This is a genomic window from Streptomyces sp. NBC_01537, from assembly GCF_045040445.1.
Classification (GTDB): domain Bacteria; phylum Actinomycetota; class Actinomycetes; order Streptomycetales; family Streptomycetaceae; genus Actinacidiphila.
The window spans coordinates 2552172-2572684 of sequence record NZ_CP109392.1 but is presented as its reverse complement, the minus strand read 5'-3'; the positions used below and the strand labels follow the sequence as shown (position 1 = coordinate 2572684).

The 20513-nt window shown below is 71.5% G+C and carries 16 protein-coding genes; 13 read left to right on the top strand and 3 right to left on the bottom strand.

Annotated elements, in window-relative coordinates; translation table 11 throughout:
* Positions 1-7: 7 nt before the first annotated feature.
* Positions 8-709 carry a hypothetical protein gene (locus OG607_RS11890; RefSeq protein ID WP_405722334.1) on the top strand — a complete coding sequence of 234 codons (702 nt, stop codon included), beginning with the start codon at positions 8-10 and terminating at the stop codon, positions 707-709.
* A gap of 13 nt (positions 710-722) precedes the next feature.
* On the opposite strand, the gene OG607_RS11885 is transcribed toward OG607_RS11890, so the two are convergent.
* Complete coding sequence (locus OG607_RS11885; protein WP_405722332.1) at positions 723-944, bottom strand: antitoxin; 222 nt, start codon at positions 942-944, stop codon at positions 723-725.
* A gap of 101 nt (positions 945-1045) precedes the next feature.
* Between OG607_RS11885 and miaA the strand changes: the two genes are divergently transcribed.
* The 6 genes from miaA to hflX all read left to right on the top strand — a co-directional run bounded on the left by miaA (position 1046) and on the right by hflX (position 9238).
* Positions 1046-1972 carry a tRNA (adenosine(37)-N6)-dimethylallyltransferase MiaA gene (gene miaA / locus OG607_RS11880; RefSeq protein WP_405722330.1) on the top strand — a complete coding sequence of 309 codons (927 nt, stop codon included), beginning with the start codon at positions 1046-1048 and terminating at the stop codon, positions 1970-1972.
* Positions 1973-2076: 104 nt separating this feature from the next.
* Complete coding sequence (locus tag OG607_RS11875) at positions 2077-2577, top strand: hypothetical protein (RefSeq protein ID WP_405736696.1); 501 nt, start codon at positions 2077-2079, stop codon at positions 2575-2577.
* Between the two features lie 218 nt (positions 2578-2795).
* Positions 2796-3677 (top strand): diaminopimelate epimerase, encoded by an 882-nt coding sequence (dapF, locus tag OG607_RS11870; protein WP_405722328.1) that lies wholly within the window; start codon positions 2796-2798, stop codon positions 3675-3677.
* A gap of 204 nt (positions 3678-3881) precedes the next feature.
* Entirely contained in the window at positions 3882-6038 is a 2157-nt protein-coding gene (locus tag OG607_RS11865) for a RelA/SpoT family protein (RefSeq protein ID WP_405722325.1), read from the top strand.
* 110 nt (positions 6039-6148) lie between these two features.
* Positions 6149-7660 carry a M1 family metallopeptidase gene (locus tag OG607_RS11860; protein ID WP_405722322.1) on the top strand — a complete coding sequence of 504 codons (1512 nt, stop codon included), beginning with the start codon at positions 6149-6151 and terminating at the stop codon, positions 7658-7660.
* Positions 7661-7756: 96 nt separating this feature from the next.
* Entirely contained in the window at positions 7757-9238 is a 1482-nt protein-coding gene (gene hflX / locus OG607_RS11855; RefSeq protein WP_405722320.1) for a GTPase HflX, read from the top strand.
* A 101-nt stretch (positions 9239-9339) separates the two neighbouring features.
* Here hflX and OG607_RS11850 read toward each other — a convergent pair whose 3' ends face one another.
* The gene (locus OG607_RS11850; protein ID WP_405722318.1) at positions 9340-10530 is read right to left on the bottom strand and encodes a trypsin-like serine peptidase; all 1191 of its coding nucleotides are present in this window, start codon (positions 10528-10530) and stop codon (positions 9340-9342) included.
* 227 nt (positions 10531-10757) lie between these two features.
* On the opposite strand from OG607_RS11850, the gene OG607_RS11845 reads away from it, so the two are divergent.
* From OG607_RS11845 to OG607_RS11825, 5 genes are all read left to right on the top strand, one after another.
* Positions 10758-12170 (top strand): diaminobutyrate--2-oxoglutarate transaminase family protein, encoded by a 1413-nt coding sequence (locus OG607_RS11845; protein WP_405736694.1) that lies wholly within the window; start codon positions 10758-10760, stop codon positions 12168-12170.
* A complete protein-coding gene (locus tag OG607_RS11840; RefSeq protein WP_405722315.1) occupies positions 12148-13977 on the top strand; it encodes an IucA/IucC family protein in 1830 nt (609 codons plus the stop codon). The genes OG607_RS11845 and OG607_RS11840 overlap by 23 nt, the downstream gene beginning before the upstream one ends.
* Before the next feature lie 17 nt (positions 13978-13994).
* Positions 13995-14681 carry a GNAT family N-acetyltransferase gene (locus OG607_RS11835; protein WP_405722313.1) on the top strand — a complete coding sequence of 229 codons (687 nt, stop codon included), beginning with the start codon at positions 13995-13997 and terminating at the stop codon, positions 14679-14681.
* A gap of 69 nt (positions 14682-14750) precedes the next feature.
* On the top strand, positions 14751-16514 hold the full coding sequence (locus OG607_RS11830) for an IucA/IucC family protein (RefSeq protein WP_405722311.1): 1764 nt from the start codon (positions 14751-14753) through the stop codon (positions 16512-16514).
* A gap of 43 nt (positions 16515-16557) precedes the next feature.
* The gene (locus tag OG607_RS11825) at positions 16558-18591 is read left to right on the top strand and encodes an ATP-dependent DNA helicase (RefSeq protein WP_405722310.1); all 2034 of its coding nucleotides are present in this window, start codon (positions 16558-16560) and stop codon (positions 18589-18591) included.
* A 65-nt stretch (positions 18592-18656) separates the two neighbouring features.
* Here the strand turns inward: OG607_RS11825 and lexA are convergent, their stop codons facing one another.
* Positions 18657-19427, bottom strand: a complete 771-nt coding sequence (gene lexA, locus OG607_RS11820; RefSeq protein ID WP_329311616.1) for a transcriptional repressor LexA — start codon at positions 19425-19427, stop codon at positions 18657-18659.
* A 482-nt stretch (positions 19428-19909) separates the two neighbouring features.
* Here lexA and nrdR point away from each other — a divergent pair, with 482 nt between their 5' ends.
* Positions 19910-20425, top strand: coding sequence for a transcriptional regulator NrdR (gene nrdR, locus OG607_RS11815; protein ID WP_405722306.1), 516 nt, complete (start codon positions 19910-19912; stop codon positions 20423-20425).
* Positions 20426-20513: the final 88 nt, after the last annotated feature.

Below are 20513 nucleotides of genomic sequence, written 5' to 3'. Positions count from 1 at the left end.
GCCGATCATGCTGGTTGCCGCTGCCGTCTGCCCCTGCCCGCCCCTGCTCGTCCCCGAGGTGGCCGCAGGCGCCGCCGCGGAGCTGGACCCGCTGCGCACGGCATGCGCAGATGCGATCGGCGTACTCGCCGCCTCCCGGCCCGACCTCCTGGTCGTCGTCGGCGCGGGCGAACGCGGGCACGTATGGGAAGGCGGCGGCGAAGCCTCCCTGCGCCCGTACGGCGTCGACCGCACGCTCCGGCTCGGCACGGGCGAGGACCCGGCGCCGCTGGCGAGCCCGTCCCTCGCGGTCGCGGCATGGCTGCTGGAGCGTACGACGATCGCGGCCCCGCTCCACGCCTGCGCGGTGCCGGGTGACGCGCCCGCCGACCGGATGCTCGGTCTGGGCCGTGGGCTCGCGGACATCGCGGAGCGGGTCGCGCTGCTGGTGATGGGCGACGGGAGCGCCTGCCGCACCGTAAAGGCCCCCGGTTATCTGGACGAGCGGGCCGAGCCGTACGACGCCACCGTGGCGGCGGCGCTGGGCGCGGCGGACACGGCGGCACTGGCCGGACTGGACGCGGAGCTCTCCGCCGCGCTCATGGTCTCCGGCCGCGCCCCGTGGCAGGTGCTCGCGGGCGCCGCGGAGGGCGCCGCGGGGCTGGGCGGTGAGCTGCTGTACGACGAGGCGCCGTACGGCGTGGGGTACTTCGTGGCCGCCTGGTCCTAGGCCCGTTGGCAGGCTAGTCCCTGCTCCTGTCGTCCTTGAGGTGCCCGAGGGCTCCCCTCGCCTTGCCGACGCCCGAGTCGATCTTGTCGCTGTACTTGCCCTTGGTCTTCACGTCGACCTTGTGCGCGGCTTTTTCGAGCCCGGACTCGATCTTGTCCCCGTGATGTACGACGAAATCGCCCGCCTTCGTCTTCATGTGGCCGGCCTTCGCCCTGAGAGTCTCCTTCAGGCTCATCGGTCGCTCCTTCCCGTAGAAAAAGCATAATCCGCCCATATCAAACAAGACCCTACAGTCGCGAGAGAAAGTCCGCCCTCGCGGTTTGGGAGACTGTGCACGTGAACAACGTCGTCGCACCCCGCGTGATCGCCGTCGTCGGACCCACCGCGGCCGGCAAGTCCGACCTGGGCGTAGCCATCGCCCAGGCCCTGAACGGCGAGGTGGTCAACGCCGACTCCATGCAGCTGTACCGGGGCATGGACATCGGCACCGCCAAACTGACCACCGGCGAGCGCCAGGGCGTCCCGCACCACCTCCTCGACATCTGGGACGTCACCGAGGCGGCCAGCGTCGCCGAGTACCAGCGCCTCGCCCGCGCGGAGATCGACCGGCTCCACGCGGCGGGCCGCACGCCGGTCCTGGTGGGCGGCTCCGGCCTCTATGTACGGGCCGCGATCGACGCCCTGGATTTCCCCGGCACCGACCCGGAGGTGCGGGCCCGCCTGGAGGCCGAGCTCGCCGAGCACGGCACCGGCCCCCTGCACGCGCGGCTCGCCGCCGTGGATCCGGAGGCGGCGCGGGCGATCCTGCCGAGCAACGGCCGCCGGATCGTCCGGGCGCTGGAGGTCGTCGAGATCACGGGCCGGCCCTTCACGGCCAACCTGCCCGGCCATGAGGCGGTGTACGACACCGTTCAGATCGGCGTGGACGTCCCGCGCCCCGAACTCGACGAGCGCATCACGCTGCGTGTCGACCGGATGTGGGAGGCGGGCCTCGTCGGTGAGGTCGAGGCTCTGGAGGCAGCAGGGCTGCGCGAGGGCAGAACGGCCTCCAGGGCGCTGGGTTACCAGCAGGTACTGGCCGCGCTGGCGGGGGAGTGCACGGACCAGGAGGCGCGCGCCGAGACCGTACGCGCCACCAAGCGCTTCGCGCGCCGCCAGGATTCCTGGTTCCGCCGTGACCAGCGGGTGCACTGGCTCACAGCACGGGGAAAGGAACTGGCGGACCAGGCGCTCACGTTGCTCGGCCATGCGGTCACAGCCTGATCACGTGATGGCATCGGGACGCCTCAGCGGCACTTGACGCCTGTTCGCGCGTGCCATCATCGAGCATCGGGCTACGGTGTCGGACTTTTGGAGGGCGCGTGGCGATGGAGGCCGGCCCTCGCGACAGACCGCAACCGGAACACGGACAGGGCCAGAGCGGTTCCGGTGAACTGCCGGAGCTGGTGGTGGACGGGCCTCTCGACGGGTCCCTGGAACCTCTCCTCGGAGAGCCGCAGGGCGACCCCGACGGAGCCGAGGGCCAGGAGCAGGAGTCCTTCCGTGAGCTGCGCCCGCAGCGCCGCCTGCGGATCTGGCAGCTCGCCCCGATCGTCGCGCTCGCGACCGTCGGCTCGCTGATGTTCGCCTTCCCCCTCGCCTTCGAGTTCGGCGACGGCGGCGCCGTCGTGGCCATGCTCGGTCTGCTGCTCTCCTGCTGCTCGGCCGGCTGGGCCATCATGGCCGCCCGCCGCGTCGGCCACACCTGGCCCGGCCTGCCCGCGCGCGGCTCCGGCCGCCGCCCCGACTGGCGCTTCGTCCTCCTCTATGTCGTGATCACGGCGGTACTCGCCATCCTGGCCTTCTGGCGGGTCGCCCGCCTTCGCTAGGGCCTGTCCGGCCGATCTTGGCCGGGTCCGCGACGCCACAGCGACATCAGCCGCTGGCGCGGCGGGCGGCACCTCGCCGCGTTGCCGAAACGCCCACAGGAAACCACCCTGCGGGCGCTCCGGCGCCTTGCGATGCACCGCACCAGACGCCGCGGCCTATCCGACCAAGATCGGCCGGACAGGCCCTAGTGCCGTGCCCGGCCACGTACGATCGGTTCGTGACCACCGCACCGCAGGGCCTGCCCTTCCTCAAGGGCCACGGCACCGAGAACGACTTCGTGATCGTCCCCGACCCGGACGGGACCGTAGAGCTGTCCCCGGCCGCTGTCGCGCGGCTGTGCGACCGGCGGGCCGGCATCGGCGGCGACGGGCTGCTGCGGGTCGTACGGTCGTCGGCGCACCCGGAGGCGGCGGCGATGGCCGGCGAGGCCGAGTGGTTCATGGACTACCGCAACAGCGACGGCAGCATCGCCGAGATGTGCGGAAACGGCGTACGGGTCTTCGCCCGCTACCTGACGCGCGCCGGACTGGCCGAGGCGGGCGACCTCGCGGTCGCCACCCGCGCCGGGATCCGCCGCGTGCACGTCGCGAAGGGCGCCTCCGGTGACGAGGGTGACATCACCGTCGACATGGGCCGGGCCCTCCTGCCCGAAGGCGAGGTGACCGTCGCCGTCGGGGACCGCGAATGGCCCGCGCGCAACGTCAACATGGGCAATCCGCACGCCGTCGCCTTCGTGGACGACCTTGCGCATGCCGGAAATCTGTTCGATGCCCCCTCCTTCGCCCCTGCGCAGGCCTATCCGACGGGCGTCAATGTCGAGTTCGTCGTCGACCGCGGCCCGCGCCATGTGGCGATGCGGGTCCACGAGCGCGGCTCCGGCGAGACCCGCTCCTGCGGTACCGGCGCCTGCGCGGTGATGGTCGCGGCGGCCCGCAGAGACGGCGCCGATCCGGCGGTGACGGGCCGTCCGGTGACGTACACCGTGGATCTGCCGGGCGGGCGGCTTGTGATCACCGAACGGGCCGACGGCACGGTGGAGATGACCGGCCCGGCCGTGATCGTGGCCGAGGGCCTGATCGACCCGGCCTGGCTCGGCTGACGGACCGCTCGTCGGGCCGGATCGTCTGACGGGCCGAACGTGCCGGAACGGCCGGAACGGGTTTCAAACCGCACTCGTTCCCTCGAACGGGTGATGACGATCACTCTGGGCGAGAGAGTGTCAGCCGCACGTGGTGGGCTCGGTAGCATCAATCACCGGCACGGAAGTTTGCTCGCCGCCGGTCGACGCTGCCGGAGGTGCCATATGAGCGCAGACAATGCAGTGGACGCCGTGTCCAGTGGCGGTGGACGCAGCAGGCTGCTGCTGCGCGGAGCCGATTTCCGCAGGCTGGGCCGGGCGGCCCTGCTCGGGCCGGGCAGCGGCCGCGGGCGCGTGACGGACGCGATCGAACACGTCACCAAGGTGCACCGCGCCCAGCATCCGGGCGCCGACATCGACATCCTGCGCAGGGCGTATGTCCTGGCCGAGTCCTCGCACCGGGGCCAGATGCGCAAGAGCGGTGAGCCGTACATCACCCACCCCCTCGCGGTCACCCTGATCCTGGCCGAACTCGGCGCGGAGACCACGACCTTGACGGCCTCTCTGCTCCACGACACCGTCGAGGACACCGATGTGACCCTCGATCAGGTGGGGGAGGAGTTCGGCGAGGAGGTCCGCTATCTCGTCGACGGCGTCACCAAGCTGGAGAAGGTCGACTACGGCGCTGCCGCCGAGCCCGAGACCTTCCGCAAGATGCTGGTCGCCACCGGCAACGACGTGCGCGTCATGTCCATCAAGCTCGCCGACCGGCTGCACAACATGCGCACGCTGGGTGTCATGCGCCCCGAGAAGCAGGCGCGCATCGCCAAGGTCACCCGCGATGTCCTGATCCCGCTCGCCGAACGGCTCGGCGTGCAGGCCCTCAAGACCGAGCTGGAGGACCTGGTCTTCGCGATCCTCCACCCCGAGGAATACGACCGCACGCGCGAGTCGATCATCGAGCACGCGGCGCTGCCCGACCCGCTGGCGGTCGTCGCCGAGGACGTACGGGCCGTGCTGCGCGAGGCCGGGATCGCCGCAGAGGTGCTGGTCCGGCCCCGCCACTTCGTGTCCGTGCACCGGGTCCGGGCCAAACGCGGCGGCATGCGACCGGGCAGCTGCGACTTCGGCCGCATCCTGGTGCTGGTCGGGGAGGACGCCGACTGCTACGCGGTCCTGGGCGAGCTGCACACCTGCTTCACCCCTGTCATCGCGGAGTTCAAGGACTTCATCGCGGCCCCGAAGTTCAACCTCTACCAGTCGCTGCACACCGCCATCGCCGACGGAAAGGGCGGGATCGCCGAAGTCCTCGTGCGCACGCGGCAGATGCACCGGGTCGCCGAGGCCGGAGTCGTCGCCCTCGGCAATCCGTACGCCGCCTCCGTCGCCGCCTCCCCCGAATCGGCAGCCTCCGGCGAGCGCGTGGACCCCACCCAGCCCGGCTGGCTCTCCCGGCTGCTGGACTGGCAGCGCGAGACCCCCGACTCCGACGCCTTCTGGCACACCCTGCGCGACGAGCTCGCCCAGGACCGCGAGATCACCGTCTTCTCCGCCGACGGCGGCACCGTGGGCCTGCCCGACGGCGCGACCTGCGTGGACGCCGCCTACGCGCTGCACGGCGAGGCCGCCCACGCCTGCGTCGGCAGCCGCGTCAACGGGCGGCTCGCCCCGCTCGGCACCGCCCTGCGCGACGGCGACACCCTGCAACTGCTGATGGCCGACGGCGATTCCGGCGACCCGCACGGCTACGGCCCCTCGCCGGACTGGCTGGAGCACGCCCGCACCCCTGCCGCCCGGATCGCGATCACCCGCTGGCTCGACGCCCACCCCGGCGCCGCGCATGCGGAGGACGAGCCCGCGGCACCCGCTGTGCGCACCGCGGCCGCCGTCACCTCCCGCAGCGCCGACCCCGTCGCCGAGACCGACCCACCCGGCGCCGGTGTCCGGCTGGCCCGCTGCTGCACCCCCGTGCCACCCGACGCCGTCACCGGCTTCGCCATCCGCGGCGGCACCGTCGCCGTCCACCGCAGCGAGTGTCCCACCGCGGCCCGCATGACCGCCGCCGGCCGCGCCCATGTCTCCGTCCGCTGGCGCCACGACACCGCCGCCTCCGGCTACCGCGCCACCCTCCTCGCCGAAGCCCTCGGCCGCCCACGCCTCCTCGCCGACCTCACGGAGGTCATCGCCACCCAGGGCGTCGGCATCGTCTACGCCGCCGTGGAGCCCCCGCAGGAGCACCGCGTACGCCACACCTACACCGTCGAACTCCCGGACGCCGAAGCGCTGCCCGCACTGATGCGCGCGATGCGGGCCGTCCCGGGGGTCTACGACGTCTACCGCGCGCATCGGCAGGTCGCGGCAGCCAGCCCGTCCGGCGTTTGAGGACACGGCGTTCAAGGACACCCCGGCAGGGCGCCCTGCCCGTGACTCGTTCGGGTGGAATGCAGCCGCGCCGTCACCGTACGTGCGCATGCGGCTGATAGCCGTATCGCATGATCGGATCCATCGCCCCAGCTGCCCGTCGAACAGCCCTCGCCGCGCTCGCGGCCTTCGCGGTGCTCGGCCTGACCGCCGCGGCGCTGCCCGGAGATCCGGCCGCGGCCGGAATCGGGGACCGGCTCTACCCGGATCTGGGCAACGCCGGCTATGACGTCTTCAACTACGACATCTCCTTCGACTACCACGGCAATGATCAGCCGCTCGATGCCGTCACGCGCATCGACGCCCTCGCCAAGGACACCCTGACCCGCTTCGACCTGGACTTCGCCCGCGGCACCGTCCGCTCGGTCGAGGTCAACGGCCGCCCCGCGCAGTACGCCGCCGAACGCGAGGAACTGGTCGTCACCCCGGAGGTCCCGGTCCGGGCCGGGGAACCGCTGCGGATCACCGTCGCCCACACCAGCGACCCCAGGGCGTCCGAGGACGGCGGCTGGGTCCGCACCCCGGACGGGCTGGCCATGGCCAACCAGGCCGATGCCGCGCACCGGGTCTTCCCGTGCAGCGACCACCCGTCCGACAAGGCCCGCTTCGCCTTCCATGTCACCGCCCCCAAGGACCTCACGGTCGTGGCCAACGGCCTGCCCGAGTCCGAGGTCCAGCGTGGGCCGGTCACCACCTGGACGTACCGCACCAGCCACCTCATGGCCACCGAGCTCGCCCAGGTCTCCATCGGCCGCTCCGAGGTCCTGCGCCGGACGGGCCCGCACGGACTGCCGTTGCGCGATGTGATCGGCGCCGCGGACAAGGAACGGGATGTGCTCGGCAAGCGGCTCGCGATGACATCGGGGCAGATCGACTGGATGGAGAAGCAGGTCGGACCGTACCCCTTCGAGACGTACGGCATCCTCAGCGTCGACACGACCACCGGCTTCGAGCTTGAGACCCAGACCCTCTCCCTCTTCGAGCGCCGCGTGCTGCTCGCGCCGGAGGCCGATGCCGCCCCGGTCATGGTGCACGAGCTGGCCCACCAGTGGTTCGGCGACAGCGTCGCCCCCGCCACCTGGTCCGACCTGTGGCTCAACGAGGGACACGCCACCTGGTACCAGTGGCTCTACGCGGCCGAGAAGTACGGCCTGAAGCTCGACGAGCTGGCCCGCACCGTCTACCGCCTCGACCGCCAGATCCGCGACGCCGGCGGCCCGCCCGCCGCCCCCCTGCCGCCCGGCAAGGACGGCAAGCTCGGCATCTTCCGGCCCAACGTCTACGTCAGCGCCGGCCTCGCGCTGTACGCGCTGCGCACCGAGATCGGGTCTGCCGCCTTCCAGCGCCTGGAGCGCGCCTGGGTGACCCGCCACCGCGACGGCAACGCCTCGACGCGCGACTTCATCGCCCTCGCGTCGCAGACCTCCGGGCGCGACCTGAGCGGGTTCCTGGAGGCCTGGCTGTACGGGAAGGACACCCCGCCGATGCCGGGGCACTCGGACTGGAAGAGCGACGGCCCGGCCAAGCCCGTGAAAGCCAAGCCGGTGCAAGCCAAGCCCGCCAAGGCCCGTAAACACGCGTGACGTGAGGTGAGCGGCCGTGCGACCATCGTCCCGGGGAATCCTCCGGCCCCGCCGGGCGTTCCCACTAGAAGCATCTCCCACCGAACAAAGGATCCAATGACCTCCTCCACTTCTTCATCTCAGGAATCCCGCCGCACTCGGGCAGAAGCCCTGATGGAAGAGGACGCCGCCTGGAGTCACGAGATCGACGAGGAGCGTGACGGCGACCAGCTCGACCGTTCCGACCGCGCCTCACTCCGCCGCGTCGCGGGTCTTTCCACCGAGCTCGAAGACGTCACCGAGGTCGAATACCGACAGCTCCGTCTGGAGCGGGTGGTCCTCGTCGGTGTCTGGACCGACGGCACGGTGGCGGACGCCGAGAACTCACTGGCGGAACTGGCCGCGCTCGCCGAGACGGCCGGTGCCCTCGTCCTCGACGGCGTGATCCAGCGCCGCGACAAGCCCGATCCGGCGACGTACATCGGCTCCGGCAAGGCGCGGGAGCTCCGCGACATCGTCCTGGAGTCCGGCGCCGACACCGTGGTCTGCGACGGTGAGCTCAGCCCCGGCCAGCTCATCCAGCTGGAAGACGTCGTGAAGGTCAAGGTGTTGGACCGCACCGCTCTGATCCTCGACATCTTCGCCCAGCACGCCAAGAGCCGTGAGGGCAAGGCCCAGGTCTCGCTCGCGCAGATGCAGTACATGCTGCCGCGCCTGCGCGGCTGGGGTCAGTCGCTGTCCCGGCAGATGGGTGGCGGTGGCTCCGGCTCCTCGGGCGGCGGCATGGCCACCCGTGGTCCCGGTGAGACCAAGATCGAGACCGACCGGCGCCGCATTCGCGAGAAGATGGCGAAGATGCGCCGGGAGATCGCGGAGATGAAGACCAGCCGCGACCTCAAGCGCCAGGAGCGCAAGCGCCACAAGGTGCCCTCGGTCGCGATCGCCGGCTACACCAACGCAGGCAAGTCCTCGCTCCTCAACCGGCTCACCGGCGCGGGCGTCCTGGTGGAGAACTCGCTGTTCGCCACCCTCGACCCGACCGTGCGCCGGGCCGAGACCCCCACCGGGCGGCTCTACACGCTCGCCGACACCGTCGGCTTCGTACGGCACCTGCCGCACCACCTCGTCGAGGCCTTCCGCTCGACGATGGAGGAGGTCGCGGACGCGGACCTCATCCTGCACGTGGTCGACGGTTCGCACCCGGTGCCGGAGGAGCAGCTCGCCGCCGTACGCGAGGTGTTCCGCGATGTCGAGGCGCTCAACGTGCCCGAGATCGTCGTCATCAACAAGGCCGACGCGGCCGACCCGCTCGTTCTGCAGCGCCTGCTGCGCAACGAGAAGCACGCCATCGCGGTCTCCGCGCGCAGCGGCCTGGGCATCCAGGAGCTGCTGGAGCTGATCGACGAGGAGCTGCCCCGGCCCGCCGTGGAGATCGAGGCGCTCGTGCCGTACACGCACGGCTCCCTCGTCGCCCGCGCGCATGCCGACGGCGAGGTGCTCTCCGAGGAGCACACCGGCGAGGGCACGCTGCTCAAGGCACGGGTCCACGCCGAGTTGGCCGCCGATCTGGAGCCGTACGCGCTCGCTGCGCAGCGCTGATTTCCGTCACGACGCAGTTTTCCGTCACGACGCAGTATTGAGAAGGCCCGCCCCCGGAAATGGGGCGGGCCTTCTCCGCATGCGCATGTGGGATTACGGCGTCACGACGTGCGCACCTTGTCGAACAGCGACTTCGCCAAGGTGCCGAGATGCGGTCCCGCCAGCCAGGTGTTGCCGTTGGCCGGGCCGATCGAGGTGTTGCTGACCAGGGCCGTCGTGCCGTCCGGCTGCTTGGCGAACCAGCCGCCGCCCGAGGCGCCGGCGGTCATGGTGCAGCCCAGCCAGTTCATGGTCGGGGAGTCCGAGGTGAGCTTGAGCCGGACCGGGTCGCCCGTGCAGCCGTACTGCTGGTAGCCGTAGCCGTCGAAGGGGGCGGCGGCGGGGTAGCCGCGTGTCTGGAGGCTGTCGATGCCCTCGGCGGTGGGGGCGTCGAACCAGACGGGGACGGAGGCGCCGACGGTCTCCTCCAGGGACTTGCCGGAGTCGGGGTTGGTCACCTTCAGTACCGCGAAGTCGTACGGGTAGGCGGAGCTCGTCGCGGACGACTCGCCGCCACCGTCGATCCACTGCTGTGTGGTGCCGGCCTTCTGGGCCCACCAGGTGCCGTACGGGGCGAGCTGGGCCTTGGTGGCCGACCTCAGTGCCGAGCCGGTCAGGCCCTTGTCGTTGAAGGACGGCACGAAGACGACGTTGCGGTACCAACCGCCCGAGGCGCCGGCGTGCACGCAGTGCCCGGCCGTCCACACCAGGTTGCTCCTGCCCGGGTTGGCGGGGTCGCTCACGACGGTGGCGGAGCAGACGGCCTGGCCGTCGGGCATGTCGAAGAGCAGCTTGCCGGTGGCGGGAGAGGCGCTGTGGTAGGGCCTCGACAGCTGCTTGGCGGCGATGGCCGCGGGCTCCGGGTCGGTGGTGCCGTCGTCCGCGTTGGAGACGCCGGAATCGTCCTGGCCCTGGGACGGGGTCTTGTCGGCGTCGCGCAGCCGGTCCGCGTCCCAGAGGTCCTCGATGATCGGGTTGATGAAGTCGGCCGCGTCACGCAGCCACTTCTCCTTGTCCCAGTTCTTCCAGCCGCCGTTCTTGAGCGCGTCCGCCCACTTGTCGAGGTCCTCGGCGCTCGTGGGGAGCGACGTGGGCAGTGACGTGGGGAGCGTGAAGCCGCCGGAGTCGGAGGTCGTGGCGGAGGCGCTCGGCTTGGCGTCCGCGCTGTTGCCGGACGACCCGCAGGCGGTGACGGACACCGCGAGCAGCGTGGCGACGGCTGTCGCCGCGAGAGCTGGCCGTAAGGATGGCATGGGTGGATCCCCCCTGTTGTGCACATGTCTTGTGCCCCGCGCAGGGGCAACGCCCAACTATGCCGTTGGAATTGGAGACGGCCAGGGACCGGTCTGTGGTTCCGCTGTGAGGATCTTGAGCGCAGGCAGTTGCCCGTTCGCGGGGCCGGTCGTTGGGACAGGGCGGGGAGCCGTCGCCGACGCCGAGGAGTGAGTACGTGGCCGCCATTTCGAGCGTGCCGGAGCAACTGGCCGTACAGGCCGAGGACTTCGAGGATGGCGAAGCGGCAGGCGCGCGGACGGCGGCCGGCATCCTGCGGCGCCAGTCGCTGCGCGAGTCCGGGGCCCGCACCTACGCCCGCTCGCTGCCGGTCGTCCCGGTCCGGGCCCGGGGCATGACGATCGAGGGCGCCGACGGCCGTCGTTACCTCGACTGCCTCTCCGGAGCGGGGACGCTGGCGCTCGGCCACAACCACCCCGTCGTCCTTGAGGCGATCCGCGAAGTCCTCGACTCAGGAGCCCCGTTGCACGTCCTGGACCTCGCGACTCCGGTCAAGGACGCCTTCACCACCGCCCTGTTCGACACCCTGCCGCGCGAACTCGCCGAGCGCGGCCGCGTGCAGTTCTGCGGACCGGCCGGCACCGACGCCGTCGAGGCCGCCATCAAGCTCGTCCGCACAGCCACCGGCCGCTCCGGCCTGCTCGCCTTCTCCGGGGCCTACCACGGCATGACCGCCGCCGCCCTCGCCGCGACCGGCGACACGGCGGTACGCGGCGCGGTGGGCGAGGCCCCCGGCGCCTCGGTGGCCCGGCTGCCCTACCCGTACGACTACCGGTGCCCCTTCGGCGTCGGCGGCGACCGGGGCGCCGAGCTGGGCGCCCGGCTGACGGCGAACCTGCTGGACGACCCCAAGGGCGGCATCCAGCGCCCGGCCGGAATGATCCTCGAAGCGGTGCAGGGCGAGGGCGGGGTGATCCCGGCGCCGGACGGGTGGCTGCGGCGGATGCGGGAGATCACCGCCACCCGTGGCATCCCGCTGATCGCCGACGAGGTGCAGACCGGCGTCGGCCGCACCGGAGCCTTCTGGGCCGTCGAGCACAGCGGCATCGTGCCGGATGTCATGGTGCTGTCCAAGGCTGTCGGCGGCAGCCTCCCGCTCGCCGTCATCGTCTACCGCGAAGAGCTCGACACCTGGCGCCCCGGCGCCCACGCCGGCACCTTCCGCGGCAATCAGCTCGCCATGGCCGCCGGCGCGGCCACCATCACGTACGTACGCGAGCACGGCCTCGCCGGACGCGCGGACCTGGTCGGAGGGTGGATGCTCGCCCGGCTGCGCGGCCTCGCCGCCCACCACCCCTGCATCGGTGACGTACGCGGCCGCGGCCTCATGATCGGCCTCGAACTCGTCGACACTCGCGCCGAGCCCGACGACCACGGCGCTCTGCCCGCCGCACCGCGCTTCGCCGCGGCCGTCCAGCAAGAGGCTCTCCGGCGCGGCCTGATCGTGGAACTCGGCGGCCGCCACGGCGCCGTCGTCCGCCTCCTCCCGCCGCTCACCATCACCGATGAACAGGCCGAAGCCGTCCTCGACCGCCTTGCGGACTCACTCGCGGCGGTGGAACGAATGGAGCCAAGCGATGACCGTGCTTCCGGGCAGTGACACCCCGACCGTGCCGCCGCAGGGCCAGCGCGGCGAACCGACGGCGGACCCGCGGGACCAGGCGGCCCCGGCCGACCCGCTGGAGCAGCCGGACGCCTACGCGGCGGCGGACGCGGCCGGCGTCGAAGGCCTGCTGCGCTGCTGGGCGCGCGAGGCGGCACTGGCCGCCCCCCAGGACGGGACACTGCGCGTGCCTCTCCCGGCCAGCGGGACCACGCTGCTCGTGCCCGTACGTCACTGGTCGGCCGTCGGCCACCACCGTTTCGGCACGGCGCGGTTCGAGGCCGGGGGCCCGCCGGCGGACGCCGTGACCGTGGCCGCGCTGATCGCGCGCGAGGCGGCGGCCGGGGCAGTCGCGGTGAGCCCGGACGGCGCCGACCTGGTGGGCCGGGTCGCCGACTCCGTACGCCGCACGGCCGTGTTCATCGCCGAGCGCCGGGCCGAACCGGGAGCACCCGCCGGCACGCACCCCTTCCTGGACGCCGAGCAGGCGCTGATCCTCGGCCACTCCCTCCACCCCACGCCCAAGGGCCGGGAGGGCCTGACCGAGGCCGAGGCCCGCGACTACTCGCCCGAGCTGCGCGGCTCCTTCCCACTGCACTGGCTCGCCGTCGACCGCCGCGTACTCGCCACGGACTCGGCGTGGACCGAGCGCGGACGCCCGATCGGAGCCGACCAGCTCCTCGCGGGGCTCGCCGGCCCGGGTCTGCGCCTGCCGGAAGGCACCGCGCCGCTGCCGCTGCACCCCTGGCAGGCCGACGACATCCGGAACCGCCCCGAGGTCCGGGAGCTCTTCGACGCGGGCCTTCTCCACGACCTCGGCCCCGCCGGTGACCCCTGGCACCCAACCTCCTCCGTACGCACCGTGTACCGGCCCGACGCCCTGGCCATGCTGAAGCTGTCCCTGGGCCTGCGCATCACCAACTCCCGCCGGGAGAACCTCCGCAAGGAACTCCAGCGGGGCACGGAGGTGCACCGGCTGCTGCGCAGCGGGCTCGCCGAGCAGTGGCACGCCGCCCACCCCGGCTTCGACATCGTGCGCGACCCGGCCTGGCTGGCCGTCGACACCACGGGCGGCGAGCCCGTCCAGGGCCTGGATGTGGTCCTGCGCCACAACCCCTTCGGCCCCGGCGACGACGCCGCCTGCGTCGCGGGCCTGACCTCCCCCCGCCCCTGGCCCGGCGCGCCGGGCAACGCCCTGCGCTCCCGCCTCGCCCAGCTCGTCGCCCGCCTCGCGGCCCGCACCGGACGCCCCTCGGCCGCCGTATCCGCCGAGTGGTTCCTGCGCTATCTCGAAGCGGTCGTCCAGCCCATCCTCTGGCTCGACGGCATGGCCGGCATCGCCCTCGAGGCGCACCAGCAGAACACGCTGGTCCTCCTCGACACCGACGGCTGGCCGAGCGGCGGCCGCTACCGCGACAACCAGGGCTACTACTTCCGCGAGTCCCACCGCGAAGCCCTCGACCGCCGCCTTCCCGGTATCGGCACGCACAGCGACACCTTCGTCGCCGACACCGTCGCCGACGAGCGCATCGCCTACTACGTCGGCATCAACAACGTCCTCGGCCTGATCGGTGCCTTCGGCTCCCAGCGCCTCGCCGACGAGCAGGTGCTCATCGCCGCCTTCCGCCGCTTCCTCGCCAAGGCGGCGTCGACCGGCCCGTCGGGCCTGCCCGCCCGCCTCCTTGAGACCCCCGTCCTGCGCTGCAAGGCGAATCTCCTCACCCGACTGCACGGTATGGACGAACTCGTCGGCCCGGTCGACACCCAGTCCGTGTACGTCACCATTCCCAACCCCCTCGCGTGAGAGGAGGGCAGCCCGCGATGACCACCGCCGACGCCGGCCCCGAGGACACCCTCGACCTCAAGCTGCCGCCCGAAGTCCTCGCCCTCTTCGCCGAGGACCCCGCTGTCCGGCCCGCCGCGCCGGCCGCCCTCGACGACCTCCTCGACGGAGTCGCCGACTGGAGCCCCGCCGACACTTCCGCCGGCACCTTCAGGCTCGTACCCATCGACCTCGAACGTGACCTGCCGATCGTCACCCACTGGATGAACGACCCCACGGTGGCCGAGTTCTGGGAGCTGGACGGCCCGCCCGGGATCGCGGAGAAGCATCTGCGCGCACAGCTCGACGGAGACGGCCGCAGCGTCCCGTGCCTCGGCGTCCTGGACGACACCCCGATGAGCTACTGGGAGATCTACCGGGCCGACCTCGACCCCGTCGCCCGCTACTACCCCGCCCGGCCGCACGACACCGGCATCCACCTCCTCATCGGCGGAGTCAGCGACCGCGCCCGTGGCCTCGGCGCCACCCTGCTGCGCGCGGTCGCCGAGCAGATCCTCGCCCACCGGCCCGCCTGCGCCCGCGTCATCGCCGAACCCGAGCTGCGCAACACCCCCTCCGTCGCGGCCTTTCTCACCGCCGGCTTCCGCTTCTCCGCCGAACTCGAACTGCCGGGCAGGCGCGCCGCGCTCATGATCCGCGACCGTGCATTCCGCCACCTCCTCTAGTCGTCGATCTCCTCCAGCCCTCCATCTCCTCCAGCCCTCTGGTCCTCCAGGCCCCTAGGAGCAAGAAACGTGCTGCACCTCCCCCCGGAACTCGACGAGGAGACCTGGCATCGCGTCGGCCGCCGCTTACTCGCGAAACTCCTCTCCGAATTCGCCTACGAAGAAGTCCTCACCCCTGAGCCCGACCCCACCGCCGGACCCGACGCCTACCGGCTCCCTCTCACCGCGGACATCACCTACCGCTTCCACGCCCGCCGCGGCGCATACGGCAGCTGGCGCGTCGACCCCGCCTCGATCACCCCCACCGGCGATCCCTTTCACTTCGTCAGGCACGCCCACGACACCGTCCTCGCCATCGAGGGCGACACCCTCGGCCACCTCCTGCGCGAACTCAGCGCCACCCTCGCCGCCGACGCCCGCCTCGACCACACCGGCGCCACCGCCGCAGAGCTCGCCGACCTGGACTACGCCGAGCTCGAAGGCCACCAGACCGGCCACCCCTGGCTGGTCCTCAACAAGGGCCGCCTCGGCTTCTCCGCCACCGACGCCGCCCGCTGGACCCCCGAGGCCCGCCGCGCCCAGCCCCTGCCCTGGATCGCCGTCCGCAAGGGCCCGGCCGCCTACCGCGGTACCGCCGGCCTGGAGGAACCGGCCCTCCTGTACGCACGGGAGCTGGACCCGGACATCCACCGGGCCTTCGACACCGAGCTCACGAACCGCGGCCTCGACCCGGCCGACTACCTCTATCTGCCCGTGCACCCCTGGCAGTGGGACGAAGTCGTCGTACCACTGTTCACCCCCTCAATCGCGGACAGAAACATCATTCCACTCACCACTGACAATGACCTCAGACTGCCCCAGCAGTCGATCCGCACCTTCCTCAACACCACCCGCCCCGACCGCCACACCGTCAAGCTCCCGCTGTCCATCCTCAACACCCTGGTCTGGCGCGGACTCCCCACCGAACGCACCCTCGCCGCCCCCGCCGTCACCGCCTGGGTGCACGCCCTGCGCGACGCCGACCCCTTCCTCCGCGACGAGCCCCGGGTCATCCTGCTCGGCGAGGTCGCCTCCGTCACCGTCGAGCACCCGGTCTACGACCGCCTGCCCTCGGTCCCGTACCAGTACAAGGAACTCCTCGGCGCGATCTGGCGGGAGCCCCTCGCCCGGCACCTCGCCCCCGGCGAGCATGCCCGCACCCTGGCGGCGCTGCTCCACACCGACCGCGACGGCCGCTCCTTCACCGCCGAGCTCGTCACCCGCTCCGGGCTGGCCCCGCGCGACTGGCTCCGCAGGCTCTTCGCGGCCCTGCTGCCCCCGCTGCTGCACTTCCTCTACCAGTACGGCACCGTCTTCTCACCGCACGGCGAGAACGCCATCGTCGTCTTCGACGGCCGTGACATCCCGGTCCGGCTCGCGGTCAAGGACTTCGTCGACGACATCAACGTCAGCGCCGAGCGGCTGCCCGAGCACGCCTCGATGCCGGAGGACGTACGGGCCGTGCTGCTCACCGAGGAGCCCGCTTTCCTCACCCAGTTCATCCATTCCGGGCTCTTCATCGGTGTCTTCCGGTATCTCGCCCCGCTCTGCGAGGACCACCTCGGCGTCCCCGAGCGCGAATTCTGGACTCTGGTGCGGGACGAGATCCTCCGCCACCACGACCGCTTCCCCCACCTGAAGGAGCGCTTCGCCGCCTTCGACCTCCTGCTCCCGCGCATCGACCGCCTGTGCCTGAACCGCAACCGGCTCCACCTCGACGGCTACCGCGACCGTCCCGAGCGGCCGCACGCCGCTGTGCACGGCACCGTCGAGAATCCCCTGCACGCCCCGTGACGACGCCCGCGTTGTCAGTGGTGCCCCGTAGGCTGGTGGGTCTATGACGAAGCCCGCCCTCACCGAACTCCTCCACGCCGCCGTCACCGCGGTCGGCGGCGTGGAGCGACCCGGCCAGGTCACCATGGCCGAGGCCGTCGAAGCCGCTGTCGACGACGGCTCCCACCTGCTGGTCCAGGCCGGCACCGGCACCGGAAAGTCCCTCGGATATCTGGTGCCCGCCCTCGCGCACGGCGAGCGCGTGGTGGTCGCCACCGCGACCATCGCCCTGCAGCGCCAGCTCGTGCAGCGCGACCTGCCGCGCACCGTGGAAGCCCTGCATCCGCTGCTGCGGCGCGAGCCGCAGTACGCGATGCTCAAGGGCCGTTCGAACTATCTGTGCCTGCACCGGCTGCACGAGGGCGTCCCCCAGGAGGACGGCGAGGGCGAGGGGCTCTTCGACCCCTTCGAGGCCGCCGCGCCCACCAGCAAGCTAGGCAAGGACCTGCTGCGGCTGCGCGACTGGTCGGACGAGACCGAGACCGGCGACCGCGACGACCTCACCCCCGGCGTGTCCGACCGTGCCTGGTCCCAGGTCTCCGTCACCTCCCGCGAATGCCTGGGCGCCCAGCGCTGCGCCTACGGCGCCGAGTGCTTCGCCGAGGCCGCCCGCGAGCGCGCCAAGCTGGCCGATGTCGTGGTCACCAACCACGCCCTGCTGGCCATCGACGCCCTCGAAGGCGCCCCCGTCCTGCCCTCGCACGAGGTGCTGATCGTCGACGAGGCCCATGAGCTGGTCTCCCGGGTCACCGGCGTCGCCACCGGCGAGCTCACCCCCGGCCGCGTCAACCGGGCCGTCAAGCTCGCCTCCCGGCTGGTCAACGAGAAGGCCGCCGACGCCCTGCTCAGCGCCTCCGAGGGCTTCGAGCGGCTGATGGAGCTGGCTCTCCCCGGCCGCCTGGAAGAGCTTCCCGAGGATCTCTCGTACGCCCTCATGGCGCTGCGCGACGCCTGCCGCCTGGTGCTCACCTCCCTCGGCGAGACCCGCGACCGCTCCGTCCAGGACGAGGACGCGGTGCGCAAAATGGCCCGCGCCTCCGTCGAGAACGTCCATGAGGTCGCCGAGCGCATCGTAGAGGGCTCCGAATACGACGTGCTCTGGTACGAGCGCCACGACCGCTTCGGCGCGTCGTTGCGCGTCGCCCCGCTCAATGTCTCCGGGCTGCTGCGGGAGAAGCTCTTCAACGAGCGCTCCGTCGTGCTCACCTCCGCCACCCTCAAGATCGGCGGCGATTTCAACGGGGTCGGCGCCTCCCTCGGTCTGCCGCCCGAGGGCACCCAGGGTACGGAGGACGAGGACCTGCCGGTGTGGAAGGGCCTCGATGTCGGCTCGCCCTTCGACTACCGCAAGCAGGGCATCCTCTACGTGGCCAAGCACCTCTCCCAGCCGGGCCGGGACAGCGGACGCGAGGACATGCTGGACGAGCTCGCCGAGCTGATCGAGGCGGCGGGCGGCCGCACCCTCGGCCTCTTCTCGTCGATGCGCGGCGCGCAGGCGGCCGCCGAGTCGCTGCGCGGGCGGCTCGACCACCCGATCCTGCTGCAGGGCGAGGAGACCCTCGGCGAGCTGATCCGCCGCTTCGCGGACGACGCCCGCACCTGCCTGTTCGGCACCCTCTCCCTCTGGCAGGGCGTGGACGTGCCGGGGGCGAGCTGCCAGCTCGTGGTCATGGACCGGATCCCCTTCCCGCGCCCCGACGATCCGCTGATGAGCGCCCGCCAGAAGGCTGTCGAGGAACACGGCGGCAATGGCTTCATGGCCGTCGCCGCCACCCACGCCGCCCTGCTGATGGCTCAGGGCGCCGGCCGGCTCATCCGTGCCACAGGTGACCGCGGCGTGGTCGCGGTCCTTGATCCCCGGCTCGCCACGGCCCGTTACGGCGGCTTCCTGCGCAACACGATGCCGGACCTCTGGTACACGACCGACCGCAACCAGGTGCGGAGGTCGCTGGCCGCCATCGACCTGGCGGCCAATGAGCCCGCGGCAGCTGCGGAAGCCGTGGAAGCCGTGGAAGAAGCCGCCGTAGAAGGCGACTGAGCACAACGCGGGGCCCCGAGACCGGCGCAGTGGTCTCGGGGCCCCGGTACTAGGGCGGGCCATGGTCAGACCCGGCGCAACACCGCCACCACCTTGCCGAGGATGGTCGCCTCGTCGCCGAGGATCGGCTCGTACGCGGAGTTGTGCGGCAGCAGCCAGACATGTCCGTCCTCGCGCTTGAAGCGCTTGACGGTGGCTTCGCCGTCGAGCATCGCCGCGACGATGTCGCCGTTCTCGGCGACCTGCTGCCTGCGCACGGTGACCCAGTCACCGTCCACGATGGCCGCTTCCGTCATCGAGTCACCGACGACCTTCAGCACGAAGAGCTCACCGTCGCCGACCAGCTGACGCGGCAGCGGGAAGACATCCTCGACCGACTCCTCGGCCAGGATCGGGCCACCGGCCGCGATCCGGCCGACCAGCGGCACATATGAGGCGGAGGGCTTGCCGGCGGTGTCGGTCGGCTGCACCGCCGAGGTGTCCGATCCGCGCACCTCGTAGGCGCGCGGCCGGTGCGGGTCACGGCGCAGGAAGCCCTTGCGCTCCAGGGCCATCAGTTGGTGGGCCACCGACGAGGTGCTGGACAGCCCCACCGCCTGGCCGATCTCGCGCATGGACGGTGGGTAGCCGCGGCGCTGGACGGAATCCCGGATCACCTCGATGACCCGGCGCTGGCGGTCGGTCAGGCCGGAGCTGTCCGCCCTGATTCCCGGAGGTCGACCGGGAAGCGAGCGTGCGGGCTTGGGTGTGTCGTCGTTCATCGCGTCCATTGGGCGTAGCCGGTCCTGGGAGCGGTCCTGGGCGGTCAGTGTGGCGCTGCTTGCGGTGGTGGTCACGGCGGCCCCTTTCGAGTGTTCTCCCTAGTACGACAACGGTAGTTGCTTTCGAAAGGTTGCGCCAAACACACGTTCGAGTGAATTTATACAGATCGGCTGACACGATCAAGAGATTGGGTGTATAGATCGAATGCGGATTCGAATGATCACGGAATTTCCATCGCTCCGTCGCTATTCGACCATCATGAGCGTGCCGTGACAATACGTACACCCAGCGTGTCGCCGCAGCCCCGCGTCATAGCCGGAACGCGACTTCGCGTAGGCTCCCTCCGCCCGGTGCGCTGCGACACGCGGTTCTTCGGGATTGGGCATCGGGCCACCAGATCTAGTGGTTACATAGGTGCCAGCCACCCACAAGTAGTGGTCCCGGGGTCTCTTCGGCCCGGGGGATCGCCTATGCTTGTGACAGCTTCGCGGGGCCCCGAAGGGCCCTGTGGGCCTTATTGTCGTGTGCTCACTCAGGGTGAGGAGGGAGAGGGAACATGCACTGCCCCTTCTGCAGACACTCCGACAGCCGTGTTGTCGACAGCCGCACCACCGATGACGGCACCTCGATCCGCCGCCGTCGGCAGTGTCCCGACTGCGGTCGCCGTTTCACCACCGTGGAGACGGCCTCGCTGATGGTCATCAAGCGCAGCGGGGTCACCGAACCCTTCAGCCGCAACAAGGTCATCGCCGGAGTCCGCAAGGCGTGCCAGGGCCGCCCCGTCACCGAGGACGCCCTCGCCCAGCTGGGGCAGCGCGTCGAGGAGGCGGTACGGGCCACCGGCAGCGCCGAGCTGTCGACCCACGATGTCGGTCTCGCGATACTCGGCCCGCTGCAGGACCTCGACCTCGTCGCGTATCTGCGATTCGCCTCGGTCTACCGCGCTTTCGACTCGCTGGACGACTTCGAGACGGCCATCGCGGAGCTGCGCGAGCAGACGCCGGACAAGAGCACCACCCAAGGGCCCGACGAGGACATGGACGTCCCCGCTCCCGCCCACGCCGCCGACTGACCGGCGACGCAGAACAACCACAGACTTGCCCGGGTGCCTGCGGCACCCGGGCGGCAGACAACACCGTGTCGCGGGGAAGACCGCGGCG